The organism is Pseudomonas sp. NPDC087639, assembly GCF_044743385.1.
In the GTDB taxonomy this organism is placed as follows: Bacteria; Pseudomonadota; Gammaproteobacteria; order Pseudomonadales; family Pseudomonadaceae; genus Aquipseudomonas.
Genome location: NZ_JBIUWI010000018.1, coordinates 39415 through 56005, shown reverse-complemented (window position 1 = coordinate 56005; position 16591 = coordinate 39415). Strand labels below are relative to the sequence as shown.

Genomic DNA, 16591 nt, shown 5'->3' with positions numbered 1-16591 from the left:
GTACCTGAATCGCCCGCCGCAGCCAAGACTGCGCGGCATTGCTTTGTGTGAGGAGAGTCTGAATGAGCCAAGTGTTGGAAGATCTGGTCGATTTGCTGACCCTGGAACCGATCGAAGAAAACCTGTTCCGTGGTCGCAGCCAGGACTTGGGTTTCCGTCAGTTGTTCGGCGGTCAGGTGCTCGGTCAGTCGCTGTCGGCGGCCAGTCAGACGGTTGAAGAAGCGCGCCATGTGCATTCGATGCACGGTTATTTCCTGCGTCCGGGCGACGCCAAGTTGCCGGTGGTGTACTCGGTTGACCGCGTGCGCGATGGCGGCAGCTTCAGCACCCGTCGCGTCACGGCAATCCAGAAGGGCCATCCGATCTTCACCTGCAGCGCTTCGTTTCAGTATGACGAAGAAGGCTTCGTGCATCAGACTCAGATGCCACAAGTGGTCGGCCCGGAAAACCTGCCGTCGGAACTGGAACTCTTCCAGCAACGCGCGCAACTGATCCCGGAACACATGCGCGAAAAACTGCTGTGCCCGAAGCCGATCGAAGTGCGCCCAGTCACCGAAAAAGACCCGTACAACCCGCAACCGGCGGATCCGATCAAGTACGTGTGGTTCCGCGCCGATGGCGCACTGGCCGACATTCCGGCGCTACACAAATACCTGCTGGCCTACGCCTCGGACTTCGGCCTGCTGACCACTTCGATGCTGCCCCACGGCAAGTCGGTCTGGCAGAAAGACATGCAGGTCGCCAGCCTCGATCACGCGCTGTGGTTCCACAACGATCTGCGCGCCGATGACTGGTTGCTTTACGCGATGGACAGTCCGTGGGCCGGCAATTCTCGCGGGTTTTCCCGTGGCAGCGTGTTCAACCGCGCCGGGCAACTGGTGGCGTCGGTGACCCAGGAAGGCTTGATCCGTCATCGCAAGGATTGGGCATGAGCCTGGCCGATGTGAAGCACTGGGTGTTCGACATGGATGGCACCCTGACGGTCGCCGTGCATGACTTCGCGGCGATTCGTGTGGCGTTGGCGATTCCGCCGGAGGACGACATCCTCACTCATCTCGCCGCGTTGCCGGCGGATGAATCAGCAGAGAAACATGCGTGGTTGCTGGAGCACGAGCGCGATCTGGCGCTCGGCTCGACGCCGGCCACCGGGGCGGTGGAACTGGTGCGTGATCTGCATTCGCGCGGTTATCGCCTCGGCATTCTTACCCGCAATGCGCGGGAATTGGCGCATGTGACGCTCGAAGCGATTGGCCTGGCCGACTGCTTTGCGGTGGAAGATGTGCTGGGCCGTGATGAAGCGCCGCCCAAGCCGCATCCGGGTGGGTTGCTCAAGTTGGCAGAAGCCTGGGCGGTACCGGCCAGCGAGATGGTGATGGTCGGCGATTACCGCTTTGATCTGGATTGCGGGCGAGCGGCGGGGGCGCGGACGGTGTTGGTGAATCTGCCGGATAACCCGTGGCCGGAGCTGACGGATTGGCATGCGCAGGATTGTGTCGAGTTGCGGCGGATGCTGTTGGCCTAAGATCAAAAGATCGCAGCCTTCTATTCGAACAACGCTTTCTGCCCCTCCGGCGACGTCAACATCCCATCGCCGTTATGCCCGACCCCGGGCACTTCCACCAGCCGCTGATTCACCCCTTCCGGGTGACGGCGCAGCAAATAGCCGAAAAACAGTTTGCCGCGTATCAAACGATAAGCCCCTTGCGCCTCAGCCTCACAGCCCTTGTCCAGCGCCGGGTGCTGCGGATCGATGTCTTGCTGCCCAAGCAGATAAATCACCTCGCGTTTGATGTAACTGCTTTCAAGCTGCAACGGCGTTTGCCCACCGGCGTACACCGGCATGTCTGACAGACCGTACTTCCAGCGATTGAAACCCATGCACTTGGCGTGATCGAACGCCACGGGCCGCTGCTCATTGAAATACGCGTAGGAAGAAGGATTGGCCACCACGTAACGCAGGCGGATGCCGTTGGCCTTCAGTGCCGGCTGATCCTTGGCGAGCAGGGCATAACGTTGCACCACTTGCCCGCCACCGGAGTGGCCGAAAATCACTATCTGCTTCACGTCCGGAAACTGCTTGCGATCGGTGACTCGGGCGACGATTTCGTCCAGTGCCGCGTAGGAGCTCAACGGATTCGGCCCTGTTGAAAAACCGCCACCCATCCACTCGTTGCCTTTCCAGCGCAACACCGTGGCGGGCAACGAGTACAGGGCCACATCACTTTCATTGAGAAACTGCGGCGCGATCACCAGTGTGTGTGCGGTTTGGCCGGCCATCTCGGCTGCGCTTTCGGCGCTCTTGCGATACGTCTCGGCGTTGCGCAGGCGACCGTGAATGACGATCAGCACGCGCTCGATTTTCTCTGGCGCAGGTCCTATGCCCACCGCCATTTCCCCGGCCTTCAGTTGCAGGCGCCCGGAGCTGATCGCGTCGACACCGGCCGCTTGCGCTGTGCTGCCAAAGATCAGTAAAGCCAAAAGCCATTTATGCATTTACAGGTTTTTCGCCGCGAAGGTGTCGCACTGGCCGACCTGGCCCTGCGCGAATCCGGTTTTGAACCAGCGCACCCTTTGCGCCGACGTACCGTGGGTAAACGAGTCCGGCACCACACGGCCCTGACCCTGTTGTTGCAGGCGATCATCACCGATGGCGTTGGCGGCGTTCAAGGCTTCTTCTATATCGCCGGGTTCCAGCCAGTTCAAACGCTTCTGTGCGCTGTAGGCCCAGACGCCGGCAAGGCAATCGGCCTGCAACTCCTGACGTACCAGCAAGCCACCGTCACCTTCCATCTGCCGACCTTGCTGGCGGGCTGTCTGAATTTTCGCCGAGACACCGAGAAGCGTCTGCACATGGTGTCCGACTTCGTGCGCGATCACGTAGGCCTGGGCGAAGTCGCCGGCCGCCTTGAAGCGTTGCGACATCTCCTGGAAGAACGCCATGTCCAGATAAACCTTCTGATCCGCCGGGCAGTAAAACGGCCCGGTGGCCGAGGTGGCCAGACCACACGCCGAGTTGACCCGATTGCTGAACAGCACCAGGGTCGGGTCCTTATATTGCCGGTCGGCCTGCTGGAAAATCGCGCCCCAGGTGTCTTCGGTGTCGCCAAGGATCGAGCGGACAAACTCTGCCTGCTCATCATTGGCCGGCGGCGCCTGGCGGGTTTGCGAGGTGGGTGCCGATTGCTCGGTCATCTGCCCGGTGAGTTGCCCGAGGATCTGCAATGGATCCTGGCCGGTGATCCAGCCAATGCCGACGATCAACAGGATGGCCCCGATGCTAAGCCCCTTGCCGCCACCAAAGCGCATGCCGCCGCCACCGCCAGCATCATCACCACGGGCATCGACGACGTTGTCACTGCGTCGGCCTTTTTTCCATAGCATGTGGGAATCCTCTCTCTAATCGTGGTGATGAGTGTTGCTGGTGTGTGAGTGTGGCGCCAGTCCGATCGTCCGTCTATTCGTACGCCGTCAGGCAGGTTGACGGGTAAGAACCTGTAGCGTTCGGTGAATTCCATTCCATAAAGGTTTTTGTGAAATTATCAGATGGTTCCAGATTTTGCGTTGTGCTGAATGTATTTTAGAATCTGCCAAATTTCAGTGGGATCTCATCATGGCCGGCAGTCAGATCGAAAGGGTTTTCAGCGTGCTGGAAAACCTCACCAGTGAGCCGCGCGGGTTAGCGCTGCAAACGCTCGCCGAGCAGATCGACATCCCGAAAAGTGCGACTCACCGCTTGCTCGCCGAGCTGACCCGACTGGGTTATGTAAGGCAGAACCCGGAGACCTTGCGGTATCACGTGTCGACCAAACTGGTGGCGATGGGTTTTCGTTACCTGTCGAGCAGCGGCGCCGATATCGTGCAACCGGTTCTTGACCGCTTGGCTCAGGAAACCGGCGAGCTAATTCGACTTGGGGTTATCGACGGCGAGCGCCAGACCTGGATCGCCAAGGCTCAGGGCGCGCGCAGCGGTTTGCGTTACGACCCGGACATGGGCCGCGATGCGCCGCTGTTCTACACCGCGTCGGGCCATGCGTGGCTGGCGTGCATGAGCGATGCTGAGGCGTTGTCGCTGGTTGAACGTCAGGGCGCCGAGGTGCCGGCGGATATCGGGCCGAATGCGCCGCGCTCCAATATCGAATTGCTCGAGCGTCTGCGGGTCGCCCGGGAGCAAGGGTATGCTTGCGTCGAAGAAAGTTCGGCGGTGGGGACTGCGGCAATTGCGGCGGTTGTGCGCCATCCCGCTGATGGACGGGTGATCGGTGTGCTGAGCATCGCCGGGCCGAGTGCGCGGATGCCGGGGGCGAGGCTGCACGAACTGGCACCGTTACTGTTGAAATTCACTGAAGAGTTGTCGGCGGCGAGTCTGGCTTCGGAGCTGTTCGTCTAACTTGTGTTCACTTGGGCCCTCTGCACCTGCTCGCTTGTAAAACTGTGCGCTGTTCGCACACTTTTATGGTTGTCGGGTGTCGTAATCTGGAACCAGGTTCTAGATTGTTGCTTGAGGCTTTTTCCTCAGCTTGTTTTCTTCAGAGATAGCCAATGACTGTCAGCACCCCACTTTCCGGAGTTAACCAACCCTTCAAGGGGATCTTGCTGATTGTCGTGGCGACCTTCCTGTTCTCCAGCCATGACGCACTGTCGAAGTATCTGTCGGGGTTCTATCCGATCGTGATGGTGGTGTGGGCGCGGTATGTCGTGCACACCTTGTTGATGGCGGGGATTTTTCTGCCGCGTTCCGGGTTGCGCGTCCTGCGCACCAAAAAGCCTTTATGGCAGTTGACCCGCGCACTGTGTCTGCTTGGCACAAGTCTGTTCTTCACCACGGCACTTTTGTACATCCCGCTGGCGGAAGCCACGGCGGTTAACTTTCTGGCGCCGGTTTTGGTGACGGCGTTGTCGGTACCACTGCTGAAGGAACGGGTGACGCGCGGCCAATGGATTGCGGTGATTTGCGGCTTTGTCGGTGTGCTGATCATCGTCCATCCGGGCGGTGAACTGTTCACGCCGGCGGTGTTGCTGCCCTTCTGCTCGGCACTGTTTTTCTGCTTCTATCAACTGCTGACTCGCAAGCTCGCCGAAGTCGACAGCCCGACCACCAGCAACTTCTTTGCCGGGTTGTGCAACACGTTGGTGATGAGTGCGCTGGTGCCGTTCTTCTGGCAGGTGCCGACGCTGACTCACGCCGGGCTGATGCTGGCACTGGGCAGTTGCGGGATGACCGCGCATTTGTTTCTGACTCAGGCGTTCCGCCATGCCGCGCCGGCGTTGCTGGCGCCGTTCGGTTATTGCCAGATTGTGTTTGCGGGGTTGTTGGGCTGGCTGCTGTTCAACCACACGCCGAGTCTGTTGACGATGATCGGGATTGCGGTGATCTGTTGCAGCGGGTTGGCGGCGGCGTGGCAGCAAAGTCGCCGCTGAAAAGACAGCCGGCCTGAAATCAGGCCGGTGTTTGTGGGCAGGTTACTCGGTAACGGTCGGAATCTTGCGCGGTGCCATGAAGTACATCCACGTCAGCGCAATGAAGTACATCGCCGGAATCAGGGTGAACAACACGGTGTAGTTGTTGTTGGTGACGGTGAGGATGTGGCCGACGATCTGAGTCATGAACATCCCGCCGATCGCCGCGCACATGCCGCCGAAACCGAACACCGTGCTCATCATGTGCTTGGGCGTGTAGTCCATCACCAGGCTCCAGATGTTCGCCGTCCATGCCTGGTGCGCACCGATCGCCAGGGAAATAGCAGCCACCGCAACCCACAGGTTCGCGGAGCCGGCAGCCATGACCACACCGATAATGCAGCAGGCGAACAGGAACATCGACAGCAACCGCGCCTTGATCGCGTTCATCCCGCGACCGATCAGGAACGAGGACAGAATGCCGCCACCCACGCTGCCAAAGTCGGCGGTGACGTAGATGATGATCAGCGGGATACCCATCTGGGTCACGTTGATGCCCAGGTTGTATTGCTGATTGAGAAACGGCGGCAGCCAGTACAGGTAGAACCAGAACACCGGTGCGGTCAGCGAGTAGGCGAGGGCGAAGGCCCAGGTCCCGCGCATCCGCAGGATTTTCGAGAACGGCACGCGGGCCTGCTCCGGTTCGACTTCCTGCTGGATGTAATCCAGCTCGGACTGTTTCACGCTCGGGTGATCTTCCGGGTTGTAATACTTCAGGCCCCAGAACAACAACCAGATCCCGCCCAGCGCCGCCATGCACAGGAACGCGGCCTGCCAGCCCCACACATGAAGAACCAGCGGCAGCAACATCGGCGTGAACATGGCACCGACGTTGGTGCCGGCGTTGAAGATGCCGGTGGCGACGGCGCGTTCACCCGCCGGGAACCACAGACGCGTGGTTTTCACACAAGCGGGATAGTTCGCCGCTTCGGTCAGGCCGAGGACGAAACGGCAGACCATGAAGCCGACCGCCGATGTCGCCAGGCCGTGGGCACCCGTGGCCAGGCTCCAGAGCAGCACGGCGCAGAAGAACACGCGCTTGACGCCGACCCGGTCGATCAGTCGCCCTTGCAGCACGAAACCAATGGCGTAGCCGACCTGAAACCAGAAGTTGATGTTGGCGTAATCCATCGCCGTCCAGCTCATTTCCTTGGCGAGGATGGGCTGCATGACGCCGAGGGCGGCGCGGTCGATGTAGTTCAGGGTGGTGGCGAAAAACACCAGCGCCAGCATGCCCCAACGGGTCTTGCCGACAGCCATGGCGCCGCGGATCTTGTCGCCGATGCCACCCGTGGCAGTGCTCATGGCCGGAGCCATGCGGGAAGTCTGTGAAGGAATCATGTGTTCCACCCGTTTTTGGATTTTTTATTTGGTGTGCTTTTTGGTTTGCACGCTGCGACCGGTGGTTCAGGCCCGGACTCAATGTGCGGTCGATGTTGGGCAGTGGACGAAAAATCGTCAATTCGTCAAAACGGCATTGTGTTCGATAATCGCACGCAAAACTAACCGGGTAGTACACTTTAAATTGCTGCGCGAAGTGATGCAGCCAATAATTTACCCCACGACAAAAATGGTCCCCCGCAACAAAGCGGCGCAGTCCGGGAGTTGAAACATGCAGCGTTCCATTGCCACCGTTTCCTTGAGCGGCACCCTGCCGGAAAAACTCGAAGCCATCGCCGCCGCCGGGTTCGACGGGGTGGAGATTTTCGAGAACGACCTTCTGTACTACGACGGCAGTCCACGTGAAATTAAACAGATGTGCGCCGATCTCGGGATTGCCATCACCCTGTTTCAGCCGTTCCGCGATTTTGAAGGCTGCCGCCGTGATCGGCTGGCGCGCAATCTGGAGCGGGCCGAGCGCAAGTTCGACCTGATGCAGGAACTGGGCACCGATCTGGTGCTGGTGTGCAGCAACGCTTCGGCGGACAGCGTCGGCGATCAGCAAATACTCATCGATGACCTGCGCTTGCTGGCTGAACATGCCGGCGCCCGTGGCTTGCGCATTGGCTATGAAGCACTGGCCTGGGGCCGTCACGTCAATACGTATCAACAGGTTTGGGACATCGTGCGTCAGGCCGATCACCCAAGCCTCGGCGTGCTGCTCGACAGCTTCCATACGCTATCGCTCAAGGGCGATCCGCGTGCCATTGCCGAGATTCCCGGCGACAAGATTTTCTTCGTGCAAATGGCCGATGCGCCGATTCTGGCGATGGATGTTCTGGAGTGGAGTCGGCATTTTCGCTGCTTCCCGGGGCAGGGCGAGTTTGATCTTGCGGGGTTCCTCGCGCCGATCATCAAGAGTGGCTACACCGGGCCGCTGTCGCTGGAGATCTTCAACGATGGCTTCCGCGCCGCACCGCCACGGGCCAATGCGGCAGACGGCTTGCGCTCGCTGCTCTATCTGGAAGAGAAAACCCGTCAGCGTCTGGAGCAGGAAGCGGCCCCCGTGGCCAACCGCGAAATCCTTTTCGAAACGCCGAAGGCCAGCGAGTACAACGGCATCGAGTTTCTCGAATTCGCTGTCGATGAAAGCCTCGGCGCCAAGTTGTCGAACTGGCTGGAACGCCTGGGGTTCGTCAAGGCCGGGCAACATCGCTCCAAGAGTGTGAGCCTGCTGCGCCAGGGTGATATCAACCTGATCCTCAACGCTGAACCCTATTCGTTTGCACACAGCTTTTTCGAAGCACATGGCCCGTCGCTGTGTGCCACCGCCGTGCGGGTCAAGGACAGCGCGAGTGCTCTGGCGCGTGCCGTTGCCTACAAGGGCCAGCCTTATCGCGGTCTGGTCGGTCCTAACGAATTGGAACTGGCGGCAGTGCGCGCGCCGGATGGCAGCCTGATTTATCTGGTGGATGAGGCGGCTGATGTGTATGGCACCGACTTCAATCTGCTGCCAGACGCGCAGGTGCGCGGTGGCCTCAAGCGTATCGATCACATGGCCATGGCGCTGCCGGCGGATAGCCTCGACAGTTGGGTGCTGTTCTACAAGAGCCTGCTGGATTTCGAGGCCGATGACGAAGTGGTGCTGCCCGACCCCTATGGTCTGGTGAAAAGCCGCGCGCTGCGCAGTCGTGACAGCTCGATCCGTTTGCCGCTGAACATTTCCGAGAACCGCAACACCGCGATTTCCCATGCGCTGTCGAGTTACCGCGGCTCCGGCGTGCATCACATCGCCTTCGATTGTGACGATATCTTCGCCGAAGTCAGCCGAGCCAAAGAGGCCGGCGTGCCGCTGCTGGATATTCCGCTCAACTATTACGACGACCTTGCCGCGCGTTTTGACTTCGACGACGAGTTCCTCAGTGAGCTGGCGTATTACAACGTGCTCTATGACCGTGACGCCCAGGGTGGTGAGTTGTTTCACGTTTACACCGAGCCGTTTGAGGGGCGGTTCTTCTTCGAGATCATCCAGCGTAAAAACGGCTATGCCGGATACGGCGCGGCGAACGTCGCGGTGCGGCTGGCGGCGATGGCCAAATCACGCAGTGGCGCCGTCCGTCAGGCGAAGTTGTAGGAAATTCGTAAGCGCGGGATTAAACACGGGTCGCGCGGCTTCCTTCACCGTGCCGCGCAGCCCATAATCGCCAGCCTGTGCAGTGATGGCCGTGAGCCCGCAATGACAATGACTTCAGAACTCCCCGCAGCCCCCGTCGAGCCCGCCGTTGAGCCGCGCAAGAGTCGCAAGAACAATCCGGAAAAGACCCGCGAGAACATCCTGCAGGAGGCGATCGTCGAGTTCGTCCAGCAAGGATTGTCCGGCGCGCGCGTCGACGCGATCGCCGAACGCATCCACACCTCCAAACGCATGATCTATTACTACTTCGGCAGTAAGGAGCAGCTGTACGTCGAGGTGCTGGAAAAGCTCTACGGCGATATTCGTAACACGGAAAGCCGTCTGCACCTTGCCGAGCTGTCGCCAGTGGTAGCGATCCGGCGGCTGGTGGAGTTCACTTTCGATCATCACGACCGCAACGTCGATTTCGTGCGCATTGTCTGCATCGAGAACATCCACAACGCCGAATTCGTGAAACGTTCCGATGCGATCAAGGCGATGAACAACACCATCCTCGATTCACTCGGCGAGATTTTGCGTCGGGGCGCCGAAGAAGGCGTTTTCCGCAGCGGGCTCAACGCGCTGGACGTGCATTTGCTGATCAGCTCGTTCAGCTTCTATCGCGTGTCGAACCGCCACACATTCGGTGAGATTTTTCAGATTGATCTGCCGGACGAGAGCATCAAGCAGCGTCATCGCGAGATGATCTGCGAGTCGGTGTTGCGTTACTTGCAGGCCTGACATGAGACGAGGGGGCAAGCCCCCTCATTTGGCTAGCCATTCATGCTTTGGAAGTGCGCAAGCATGCGCTGCGCATCCGGCACCACGCCACTGAACAACTCAAACGCCTTCACCGCCTGAAACACTGCCATGTTGCCCCCATCCAGCGTCCGGCAACCTATGGCGCGGGCGTTGCGCAGCAGTTCGGTTTCCAGTGGGAAGTACACGATCTCTGCCACCCACAATTCCTTGCGCAGCAACTCGACCGGCACCGGCATGCCCGGCAGTTTGGCCATGCCCATCGGTGTGGTGTTCACCAAGCCGTCTGCCTGATTCAGTGCGCTCGGCAAATCCTGCCCGGCCACTGCGCGGCCAAAGCCGAAATGCTCATTGAGGTTGTTCGCCAGATGCTCGGCGCGATCACTGTCCACGTCGAAAATGCTCAGCCTTTGTACGCCTTCGCTCAATAGCGCGTGGGCCACTGCCGCGCCTGCACCACCAGCGCCCATCTGGACTACACGCTCACGGGCCGCGTCCTTCAAGCCGCGACGAAAACCCTCGGCAAAACCCAGGCAGTCGGTGTTGTGGCCGACGCGTTTGCCGTCCTTGAGCACCACGGTATTGACCGCGCCGATGCCGCGGGCTTCGGGTGACAGTTCGTCGAGCAGCGGGATAATCGCCTGCTTGCAGGGGAAGGTGATGTTCAGCCCGGTGTAGTTCATGCGCTCGGCCGCCAGCAACAAGTCGGGCAGGGCATGGGTGTCCAGTTGCAGTTGATCCAGGTCGATCAGCCGATACAGATATCGCAAGCCCTGGGCGTCGCCTTCGTGCTCATGCAGCGCCGGCGTGCGGGAGGCCTGAATGCCGGCACCGATCAGCCCGGCCAGTATCACGTTTTTGCGGCTCATGCTGCTTGCCCCTTCAGCCGCTGGCTCAAGTGTTCCAGGGCCAGACGATAGCCATGGCTGCCAAACCCGCACATCACCGCCGTGGCGATGGCCGAGACAAACGAGTGATGACGGAACGGCTCGCGGGCGTGGACGTTGGACAGATGCACTTCGATCACCGGCAACTCACTGGCCACCAGCGCGTCGCGAATCGCCACCGAGGTGTGCGTCCAGGCTGCCGGGTTGATGACAATCCCGGCGCAACGACCGCGAGCGGCGTGAATCCAGTCGAGCAGTTCGCCTTCGTGGTTGGTCTGGCGAAATTCCACGGCCAGGCCGAATTCTTCGCCTGCGCGACCGCACAGGGCAGAGATATCCGCCAGGGTTTCATGGCCGTAAGTGGCGGGCTCACGGGTGCCAAGCAGGTTCAGGTTCGGGCCGTTGAGCACCAGAACGATAGGGGGCATGGGGGTAACTCCACTTCTTGTTTTTGGCTTGGGCCATGAGTTTCGGCCTGTGGAGATAAAATGTACTAGATGGTTACATCGGTCAATTGAACGGCGTCGGCCTTAGCGTTTTTTGTTCGGTGATCGCACAACCTGAAACAAGCGCCCACAAAAAAGCCGTCATTCACGACGGCTTCTTCGTATCTGGCAACAGCAATCAACGGCGGGTCAGCAACACGCCCGACTCCATGTGATGCGTCCACGGGAACTGGTCGAACAGCGCGCACTGGGTAATGCGGTGCGTGTCGTGCAACTGGGCGATGTTGGCCGCCAGGGTTTCCGGGTTGCAGGAGATGTAGAGGATGTTGTCAAAGCGCCGGGTCAGCTCGCAGGTGTCAGGGTCCATGCCGGCACGCGGCGGGTCGACGAACACGCTGCCGAACTCGTAGCTCTTGAGGTCGATGCCGTGCAGGCGACGGAATGGGCGCACTTCGTTGAGGGCTTCGGTCAGTTCTTCGGCGGACAAACGCACCAGCGTGACGTTATCCACAGCGTTTTCGCTGAGGTTGCTCAGTGCGGCGTTGACCGAAGTCTTGCTGATTTCGGTGGCCAGCACTTTGCGTACGCGGGTCGCGAGCGGCAGGGTGAAGTTGCCGTTGCCGCAGTACAGCTCCAGCAAATCGTCAGTGCGATCGCCCAATGCTTCGTAAGCCCAGTTCAACATCTTTTGGTTTACGGTGCCGTTGGGCTGGGTGAAGGCACCTTCCGGCTGGCGATAGCTGAACGTGCGGCCGCCGACTTCAAGCTTCTCCACTACATAGTCTTGGCCGAGCACTTCGCGTTTGCCCTTGGAGCGGCCGATGATGCTGACCCCGAGATCTGCCGACAGCTTGGTCGCTGCCGCATGCCAGTGCTCGTCCAGCGGACGGTGGTAGCACAGGGTGATCATCGCGTCGCCAGCCAGGGTGGTCAGAAACTCCACCTGAAACAGCTTGTGGCTCAACGCCGCGCTGGCCTGCCACGCCGCCTTGAGCTGCGGCATCAGTTGATTGATGCGCAGGCTGGCGATCGGGAACTCTTCGATCAGGATCGGCGTGCGTTTGTCGTCCTGAGAGAACATCGCGTAATGACGCTCACCGGCCTCGCGCCACAGGCGGAATTCGGCGCGCAGACGGAAGTTCTGCAGTGGCGAGTCGAATACGCTCGGCTCGGGCGCATCGAACGGGGCCAGCAGGTCACGCAGGCGCGTGACCTTGTCTTCGAGCTGTGCGGCGTAGGCTTGGGAATCGAAAGTCATGCGTTGAACCAACCCAACTTGATCACGAACAGAATCGACAGAATCACCAGCGCCGGGTTCAGCTCACGGGCGCGACCGGACAGCAGTTTGATCGCGGTCCAGGCGATGAAGCCGAACGCGATGCCGTTGGCGATCGAATACGTGAACGGCATGGCCAGCGCGGTCACCACGACCGGTGCGGCGACGGTGATGTCGTCCCATTCTATTTCTGCCAGGCCCGACATCATCAAGACGGCGACGAACAGCAGTGCCGGTGCGGTGGCAAAAGCCGGAACGCTGGCCGCCAGTGGCGAGAAGAACAACGCCAGCAGGAACAGAATCGCGACGACCACAGCTGTCAGACCGGTACGGCCGCCAGCACTCACGCCCGCAGCAGATTCGATGTAGCTGGTGGTGGTCGAGGTGCCCAGCAGCGAGCCGGCCATGGCGGCGGTGCTGTCGGCGATCAGCGCACGGCCCATTTTCGGCATGTGGCCGTCCTTGCCCATCAGGCCGGCGCGCTTGGCGACGCCGATCAGGGTGCCGGAGTTGTCGAACAGGTCGACGAACAGGAAGGCGAAGATCACGCTGACCAGACCGATGTCCAGTGCACCCATGATGTCCAGCTGCAGGAAGGTCGGGGCCAGCGAAGGTGGCATCGACGTCACGCCATTGAACGCGGTGAAGCCAAAGGCGATGGATACGATGGTCACCGCCAGAATGCCGATCAGGACCGCACCGCGTACTTTCAGCGCTTCGAGGGCAACGATCAGGGCGAAACCGAGGGTGGCGAGGATCGGTGCCGGAGCTCTCAGCTCACCGAGGCCGACCATGGTCGCCGAATTGCTGACCACAATGCCGGCGTTATGCAGGGCGATCAGCGCCAGGAACAGGCCGATACCGGCTGCAATCGCCGAACGCAGCGGCAGCGGGATGCTGCTGATGATCCATTCACGGATGCGGAAGATCGACAGCAGGAAGAAGCACACGGCCGAGATGAACACCGCGCCCAACGCCACTTGCCAGGTGTGGCCCATGTGCAGCACGACGGTGTAAGTGAAGAAGGCGTTCAGGCCCATGCCCGGTGCGAGGGCGATCGGGTAGTTGGCGATCAGGCCCATGACCGTGGAACCGATGGCGGCTGCCAGACAGGTAGCGACAAACACCGCGCCCTTGTCCATGCCGGTCTCGCCGAGGATGCTCGGGTTGACGAACAGAATGTAGGCCATGGCCAGGAAAGTCGTGATGCCCGCGAGAATCTCGGTCCGCACGTTGGTGTTGTGTGCCTTGAGTTGAAACAGCCTTTCCAGCATGTCTGCTCCCCGTGGCGCGCATGGCGCCGTGAATGTATCGACCTCAACAGCAAAGCACAGACCGTCGCAAGCGCCTGAGAAATTGTGGTGGGCCGGAAAAAGCCGCGCATCATACCAGCAGCGTGAGGAATATGGCGGTTGTAGGTGTCGATCGTCGTCGAAGTTTTGCGTTGGGGCCAACTGCGCCATACTGCGCGCTGATTTTTGGGGGATGGGTAACGCATGAGCAAGCGCTGGTTGAAGACATTCGGCTTACTGGCCGTTCTGATGGGCGGGGCGTCTGGCGCCTGGGCTGCGTCGGCCCCACCGTTAACTCAGTTAAAGGTGTTGAAAGTCGAGTCACCGAGCTGCGGCTTCGAAGACATCGCTGAAGGTCAGGAACAGACGCGTTGCGACCACAGCGGCCCGAATATCAAGGTTTACGTGCTGGAGGTCGGCTACGGTCGCGAGGCGCACGTAGCGTTGGACGGTTTTGAGGTGAACGGCACGCGAACCCCGGTCTGCGCTTTTGATAACGGCAATCTGACCGAGTGCACGGTCGGCAAGAAAACCGTGGGCTATCTGTATGTGCTCGACCTGGCTGGCAAGCAGGACGGTATCTTCACCTTTACCAACATGTCCATCAACGCGCCGGGCAACAGGATGTCGACGCAGCTTTACATCAAGTAACGGCGACGACCGAACGAGGCCGGGTAAAGCTGACTACGCTTTGAAGATCACTCAGCGGATAGCGCCCATGACCTTTAGAGCCCTGATTACCCTCGCCGAGGGCATCGATGATCTGCAAAGCGTGACCCTGATCGACGTATTGCGTCGCGCCGGCATCGAAGTGATGGCGGCCAGCATCGAAGGTCGGCGCATGCTGACCTGTGCCCGCGGCACCCGCCTGACCGCCGACGGCATGCTGATCGATGTGCTGGCACAGACGTTCGACCTGATCGTCCTGCCCGGCGGCGCTGTCGGTTCACAACACCTGGCGGCGCATCAGCCGCTGCAACAAGTGCTCAAGGATCAGGCCAGCGCCGGACGCCTGTTCGCCGCCATCGCCGAAGCCCCGGCAGTCGCCCTGCAAGCCTTCGGCGTTTTGCGCCAGCGGCGCATGACGTGTTTACCGAGCGCCAGTCATCAATTGTCGGGCTGTACGTTTGTCGATCAGCCGGTGGTGGTTGATGGCAACTGCATCACCGCCCAGGGTTCTGGTGCCGTGCTGGAATTTGCTCTGGCGCTGGTGGAACAACTTGGGGGCAAGGCATTAAGGGCGAAAGTGGGGGGGGAGTTGTTGGTCTGACGAGCGCTAAACCTTCGCCTCTTCCACCAACTCCGTCATCCGATCCCGTTTGGCCAATGTCGGGAACAGTTTGATCCACGTCCCCGTCACCACCAGCGTACCGACTCCGCCCATTACCACTGCCGGCACGGTGCCGAACCAGTGGGCGGTGAGGCCGGATTCGAATTCGCCCAACTGGTTCGAGGCGCCGATGAACAGGCCGTTCACCGCACTGACCCGGCCGCGCATTTCGTCCGGGGTTTCCAGTTGGACGAAGGAGGCGCGGATCACCATGCTGATCATGTCCGCCGCACCGAGCACCACCAGCACGGCCAGCGAGAACCAGAGCGAAGTCGACAGGCCGAAAGCGATGGTGGCGACGCCGAATATGCCCACCGCGGTGAACATCACCCGGCCGACATTGCGCTCCACGGCAAACCGCGCGAGGAACAGTGACATCCCCAGCGCGCCGACCGCTGGCGCCGAGCGCAGCAGGCCGAGGCCCCACGGCCCGGTCAGCAATATGTCTTTGGCGAATACCGGCAGCAACGCGGTGGCGCCACCAAGCAGCACCGCGAACAGATCCAGAGAGATCGCCCCGAGAATGTCCGGACGGCTGCGAATGAAACGAATCCCCGCCAGCAACGAATCCAGCGTGGCTTTTCCTTTATTCAACGGGGTCTGCCGAGCGGGCAGGTTGAGCATCAGCGAGCAGGCAATCACATAAAGCAGCACCGTCGGGCCATACACCCAGACGCTGCCGAACGCATAAAGCAAACCGCCGAGTGCCGGGGCGACGATGGTCGCCGACTGTTGCGCCGATTGCGCGGCCGCGACTGCGCGCGGGAACAGCGACGCGGGCACGATGCTCGGCAGCAGCGCCTGTGTGGTCGGCATTTCGAACGAGCGCGCCGCACCCAGCAGGAAGGCGAGGATGAAGATCATTTCCCGGGTGACGTGATCGGTGGCGCTGCCAATGGCCAGCGCCAGAGCGATCAAGGCCTGCAACGACTGACAGATCGCTGCGACCCTGCGCCGGTCATAGCGGTCGGCGACATGCCCGGTGTGCAGCATGAACAGCACGCGCGGTGCGAACTCGACAAGACCCACCAGGCCCAGGTCGAGCACGTTGCCGGTCAACTGATACAGGTTCCAGCCAATCGCCACAGTGAGCATCTGGAACCCGCTGGCGGTGAAAATCCGGGCCAGCCAGAACGCAAGAAACGGACGATGGTGACGTAACAGCAGGGGCTCTTGGCTGGGCATCTGGAGGCAGGTCTGGTTCGAGGGGGAACCGCGAGGTTATCACCAGTCTGTAACAGGAAGTTGCTATGAAAAAAAATTTAGTTAGCCAGACATCGATTATCCCCGCGCCCCCAACTCCCTGCGACAAGGGAGCACGCCGTTTCGCCACATGGCATGTACTTCAGAGCATTGCCGTAACCGTGAGGCAACTTGTCACGCGGCAAACGACCACGCGGTTCTTCGTCTGAAATGGGACTACTCTTTCAACGTTGCTTGATCCAGATCAAGGCCTCTAACGGAATTGATCCGGCGGCCCGATGGCCAGACTCCCTGCGTTGCGATGGTTGTTAAAAAAGAACGAATCAGAATTCGCCGCACTCCATATCCGTGGGGGCAGTAGGCGTAGGGGTCACAAGCCCCGCAGCCG

The 16591-nt window shown here is 60.5% G+C and carries 16 protein-coding genes; 8 read left to right on the top strand and 8 right to left on the bottom strand.

What is annotated here, in order from left to right; genetic code table 11:
• The first annotated feature begins 62 nt into the window (after window positions 1-62).
• Together tesB and ACIOVB_RS10335 are read left to right on the top strand one after the other, a co-directional pair.
• Entirely contained in the window at window positions 63-932 is an 870-nt protein-coding gene (tesB, locus tag ACIOVB_RS10340) for an acyl-CoA thioesterase II (protein ID WP_187680936.1), read from the top strand.
• Window positions 929-1522: an HAD family hydrolase gene (locus ACIOVB_RS10335; RefSeq protein WP_401267309.1), complete on the top strand. Its 594-nt coding sequence runs from the start codon at window positions 929-931 to the stop codon at window positions 1520-1522. The genes tesB and ACIOVB_RS10335 overlap by 4 nt, the downstream gene beginning before the upstream one ends.
• Before the next feature lie 20 nt (window positions 1523-1542).
• On the opposite strand, the gene ACIOVB_RS10330 is transcribed toward ACIOVB_RS10335, so the two are convergent.
• Both ACIOVB_RS10330 and ACIOVB_RS10325 read right to left on the bottom strand, forming a co-directional pair.
• Entirely contained in the window at window positions 1543-2493 is a 951-nt protein-coding gene (locus ACIOVB_RS10330) for an alpha/beta hydrolase (protein ID WP_401267307.1), read from the bottom strand.
• On the bottom strand, window positions 2494-3381 hold the full coding sequence (locus ACIOVB_RS10325; protein ID WP_187680933.1) for a neutral zinc metallopeptidase: 888 nt from the start codon (window positions 3379-3381) through the stop codon (window positions 2494-2496).
• 229 nt (window positions 3382-3610) lie between these two features.
• On the opposite strand from ACIOVB_RS10325, the gene ACIOVB_RS10320 reads away from it, so the two are divergent.
• Both ACIOVB_RS10320 and ACIOVB_RS10315 read left to right on the top strand, forming a co-directional pair.
• Complete coding sequence (locus tag ACIOVB_RS10320; protein ID WP_401267303.1) at window positions 3611-4387, top strand: IclR family transcriptional regulator; 777 nt, start codon at window positions 3611-3613, stop codon at window positions 4385-4387.
• Between the two features lie 152 nt (window positions 4388-4539).
• Window positions 4540-5418: a DMT family transporter gene (locus ACIOVB_RS10315; RefSeq protein ID WP_401267301.1), complete on the top strand. Its 879-nt coding sequence runs from the start codon at window positions 4540-4542 to the stop codon at window positions 5416-5418.
• 42 nt (window positions 5419-5460) lie between these two features.
• Here the strand turns inward: ACIOVB_RS10315 and ACIOVB_RS10310 are convergent, their stop codons facing one another.
• Window positions 5461-6798: an MFS transporter gene (locus ACIOVB_RS10310; RefSeq protein ID WP_187681212.1), complete on the bottom strand. Its 1338-nt coding sequence runs from the start codon at window positions 6796-6798 to the stop codon at window positions 5461-5463.
• A 271-nt stretch (window positions 6799-7069) separates the two neighbouring features.
• On the opposite strand from ACIOVB_RS10310, the gene quiC reads away from it, so the two are divergent.
• On the top strand, window positions 7070-8971 hold the full coding sequence (gene quiC / locus ACIOVB_RS10305) for a 3-dehydroshikimate dehydratase QuiC (protein ID WP_187681211.1): 1902 nt from the start codon (window positions 7070-7072) through the stop codon (window positions 8969-8971).
• A gap of 102 nt (window positions 8972-9073) precedes the next feature.
• Window positions 9074-9751, top strand: a complete 678-nt coding sequence (locus ACIOVB_RS10300; RefSeq protein ID WP_187681210.1) for a TetR family transcriptional regulator — start codon at window positions 9074-9076, stop codon at window positions 9749-9751.
• Between the two features lie 32 nt (window positions 9752-9783).
• On the opposite strand, the gene ACIOVB_RS10295 is transcribed toward ACIOVB_RS10300, so the two are convergent.
• From ACIOVB_RS10295 to ACIOVB_RS10280, 4 genes are all read right to left on the bottom strand, one after another.
• A complete protein-coding gene (locus ACIOVB_RS10295; RefSeq protein WP_401267296.1) occupies window positions 9784-10638 on the bottom strand; it encodes a shikimate dehydrogenase in 855 nt (284 codons plus the stop codon).
• On the bottom strand, window positions 10635-11084 hold the full coding sequence (gene aroQ / locus ACIOVB_RS10290) for a type II 3-dehydroquinate dehydratase (RefSeq protein WP_187681208.1): 450 nt from the start codon (window positions 11082-11084) through the stop codon (window positions 10635-10637). Before aroQ ends, ACIOVB_RS10295 begins: the two co-directional genes overlap by 4 nt.
• 196 nt (window positions 11085-11280) lie before the next feature.
• Window positions 11281-12360 carry a tRNA (uridine(54)-C5)-methyltransferase TrmA gene (trmA, locus tag ACIOVB_RS10285; protein WP_187681207.1) on the bottom strand — a complete coding sequence of 360 codons (1080 nt, stop codon included), beginning with the start codon at window positions 12358-12360 and terminating at the stop codon, window positions 11281-11283.
• Window positions 12357-13652 (bottom strand): NCS2 family permease, encoded by a 1296-nt coding sequence (locus ACIOVB_RS10280; protein WP_401267293.1) that lies wholly within the window; start codon window positions 13650-13652, stop codon window positions 12357-12359. The genes trmA and ACIOVB_RS10280 overlap by 4 nt, the downstream gene beginning before the upstream one ends.
• A 222-nt stretch (window positions 13653-13874) precedes the next feature.
• On the opposite strand from ACIOVB_RS10280, the gene ACIOVB_RS10275 reads away from it, so the two are divergent.
• Window positions 13875-14321 (top strand): DUF4879 domain-containing protein, encoded by a 447-nt coding sequence (locus ACIOVB_RS10275; protein WP_187681205.1) that lies wholly within the window; start codon window positions 13875-13877, stop codon window positions 14319-14321.
• A 67-nt stretch (window positions 14322-14388) separates the two neighbouring features.
• On the top strand, window positions 14389-14940 hold the full coding sequence (locus ACIOVB_RS10270) for a DJ-1 family glyoxalase III (RefSeq protein WP_401267290.1): 552 nt from the start codon (window positions 14389-14391) through the stop codon (window positions 14938-14940).
• 6 nt (window positions 14941-14946) lie between these two features.
• On the opposite strand, the gene ACIOVB_RS10265 is transcribed toward ACIOVB_RS10270, so the two are convergent.
• Window positions 14947-16185 (bottom strand): MFS transporter, encoded by a 1239-nt coding sequence (locus ACIOVB_RS10265; RefSeq protein WP_401267287.1) that lies wholly within the window; start codon window positions 16183-16185, stop codon window positions 14947-14949.
• Window positions 16186-16591 lie beyond the last annotated feature (406 nt).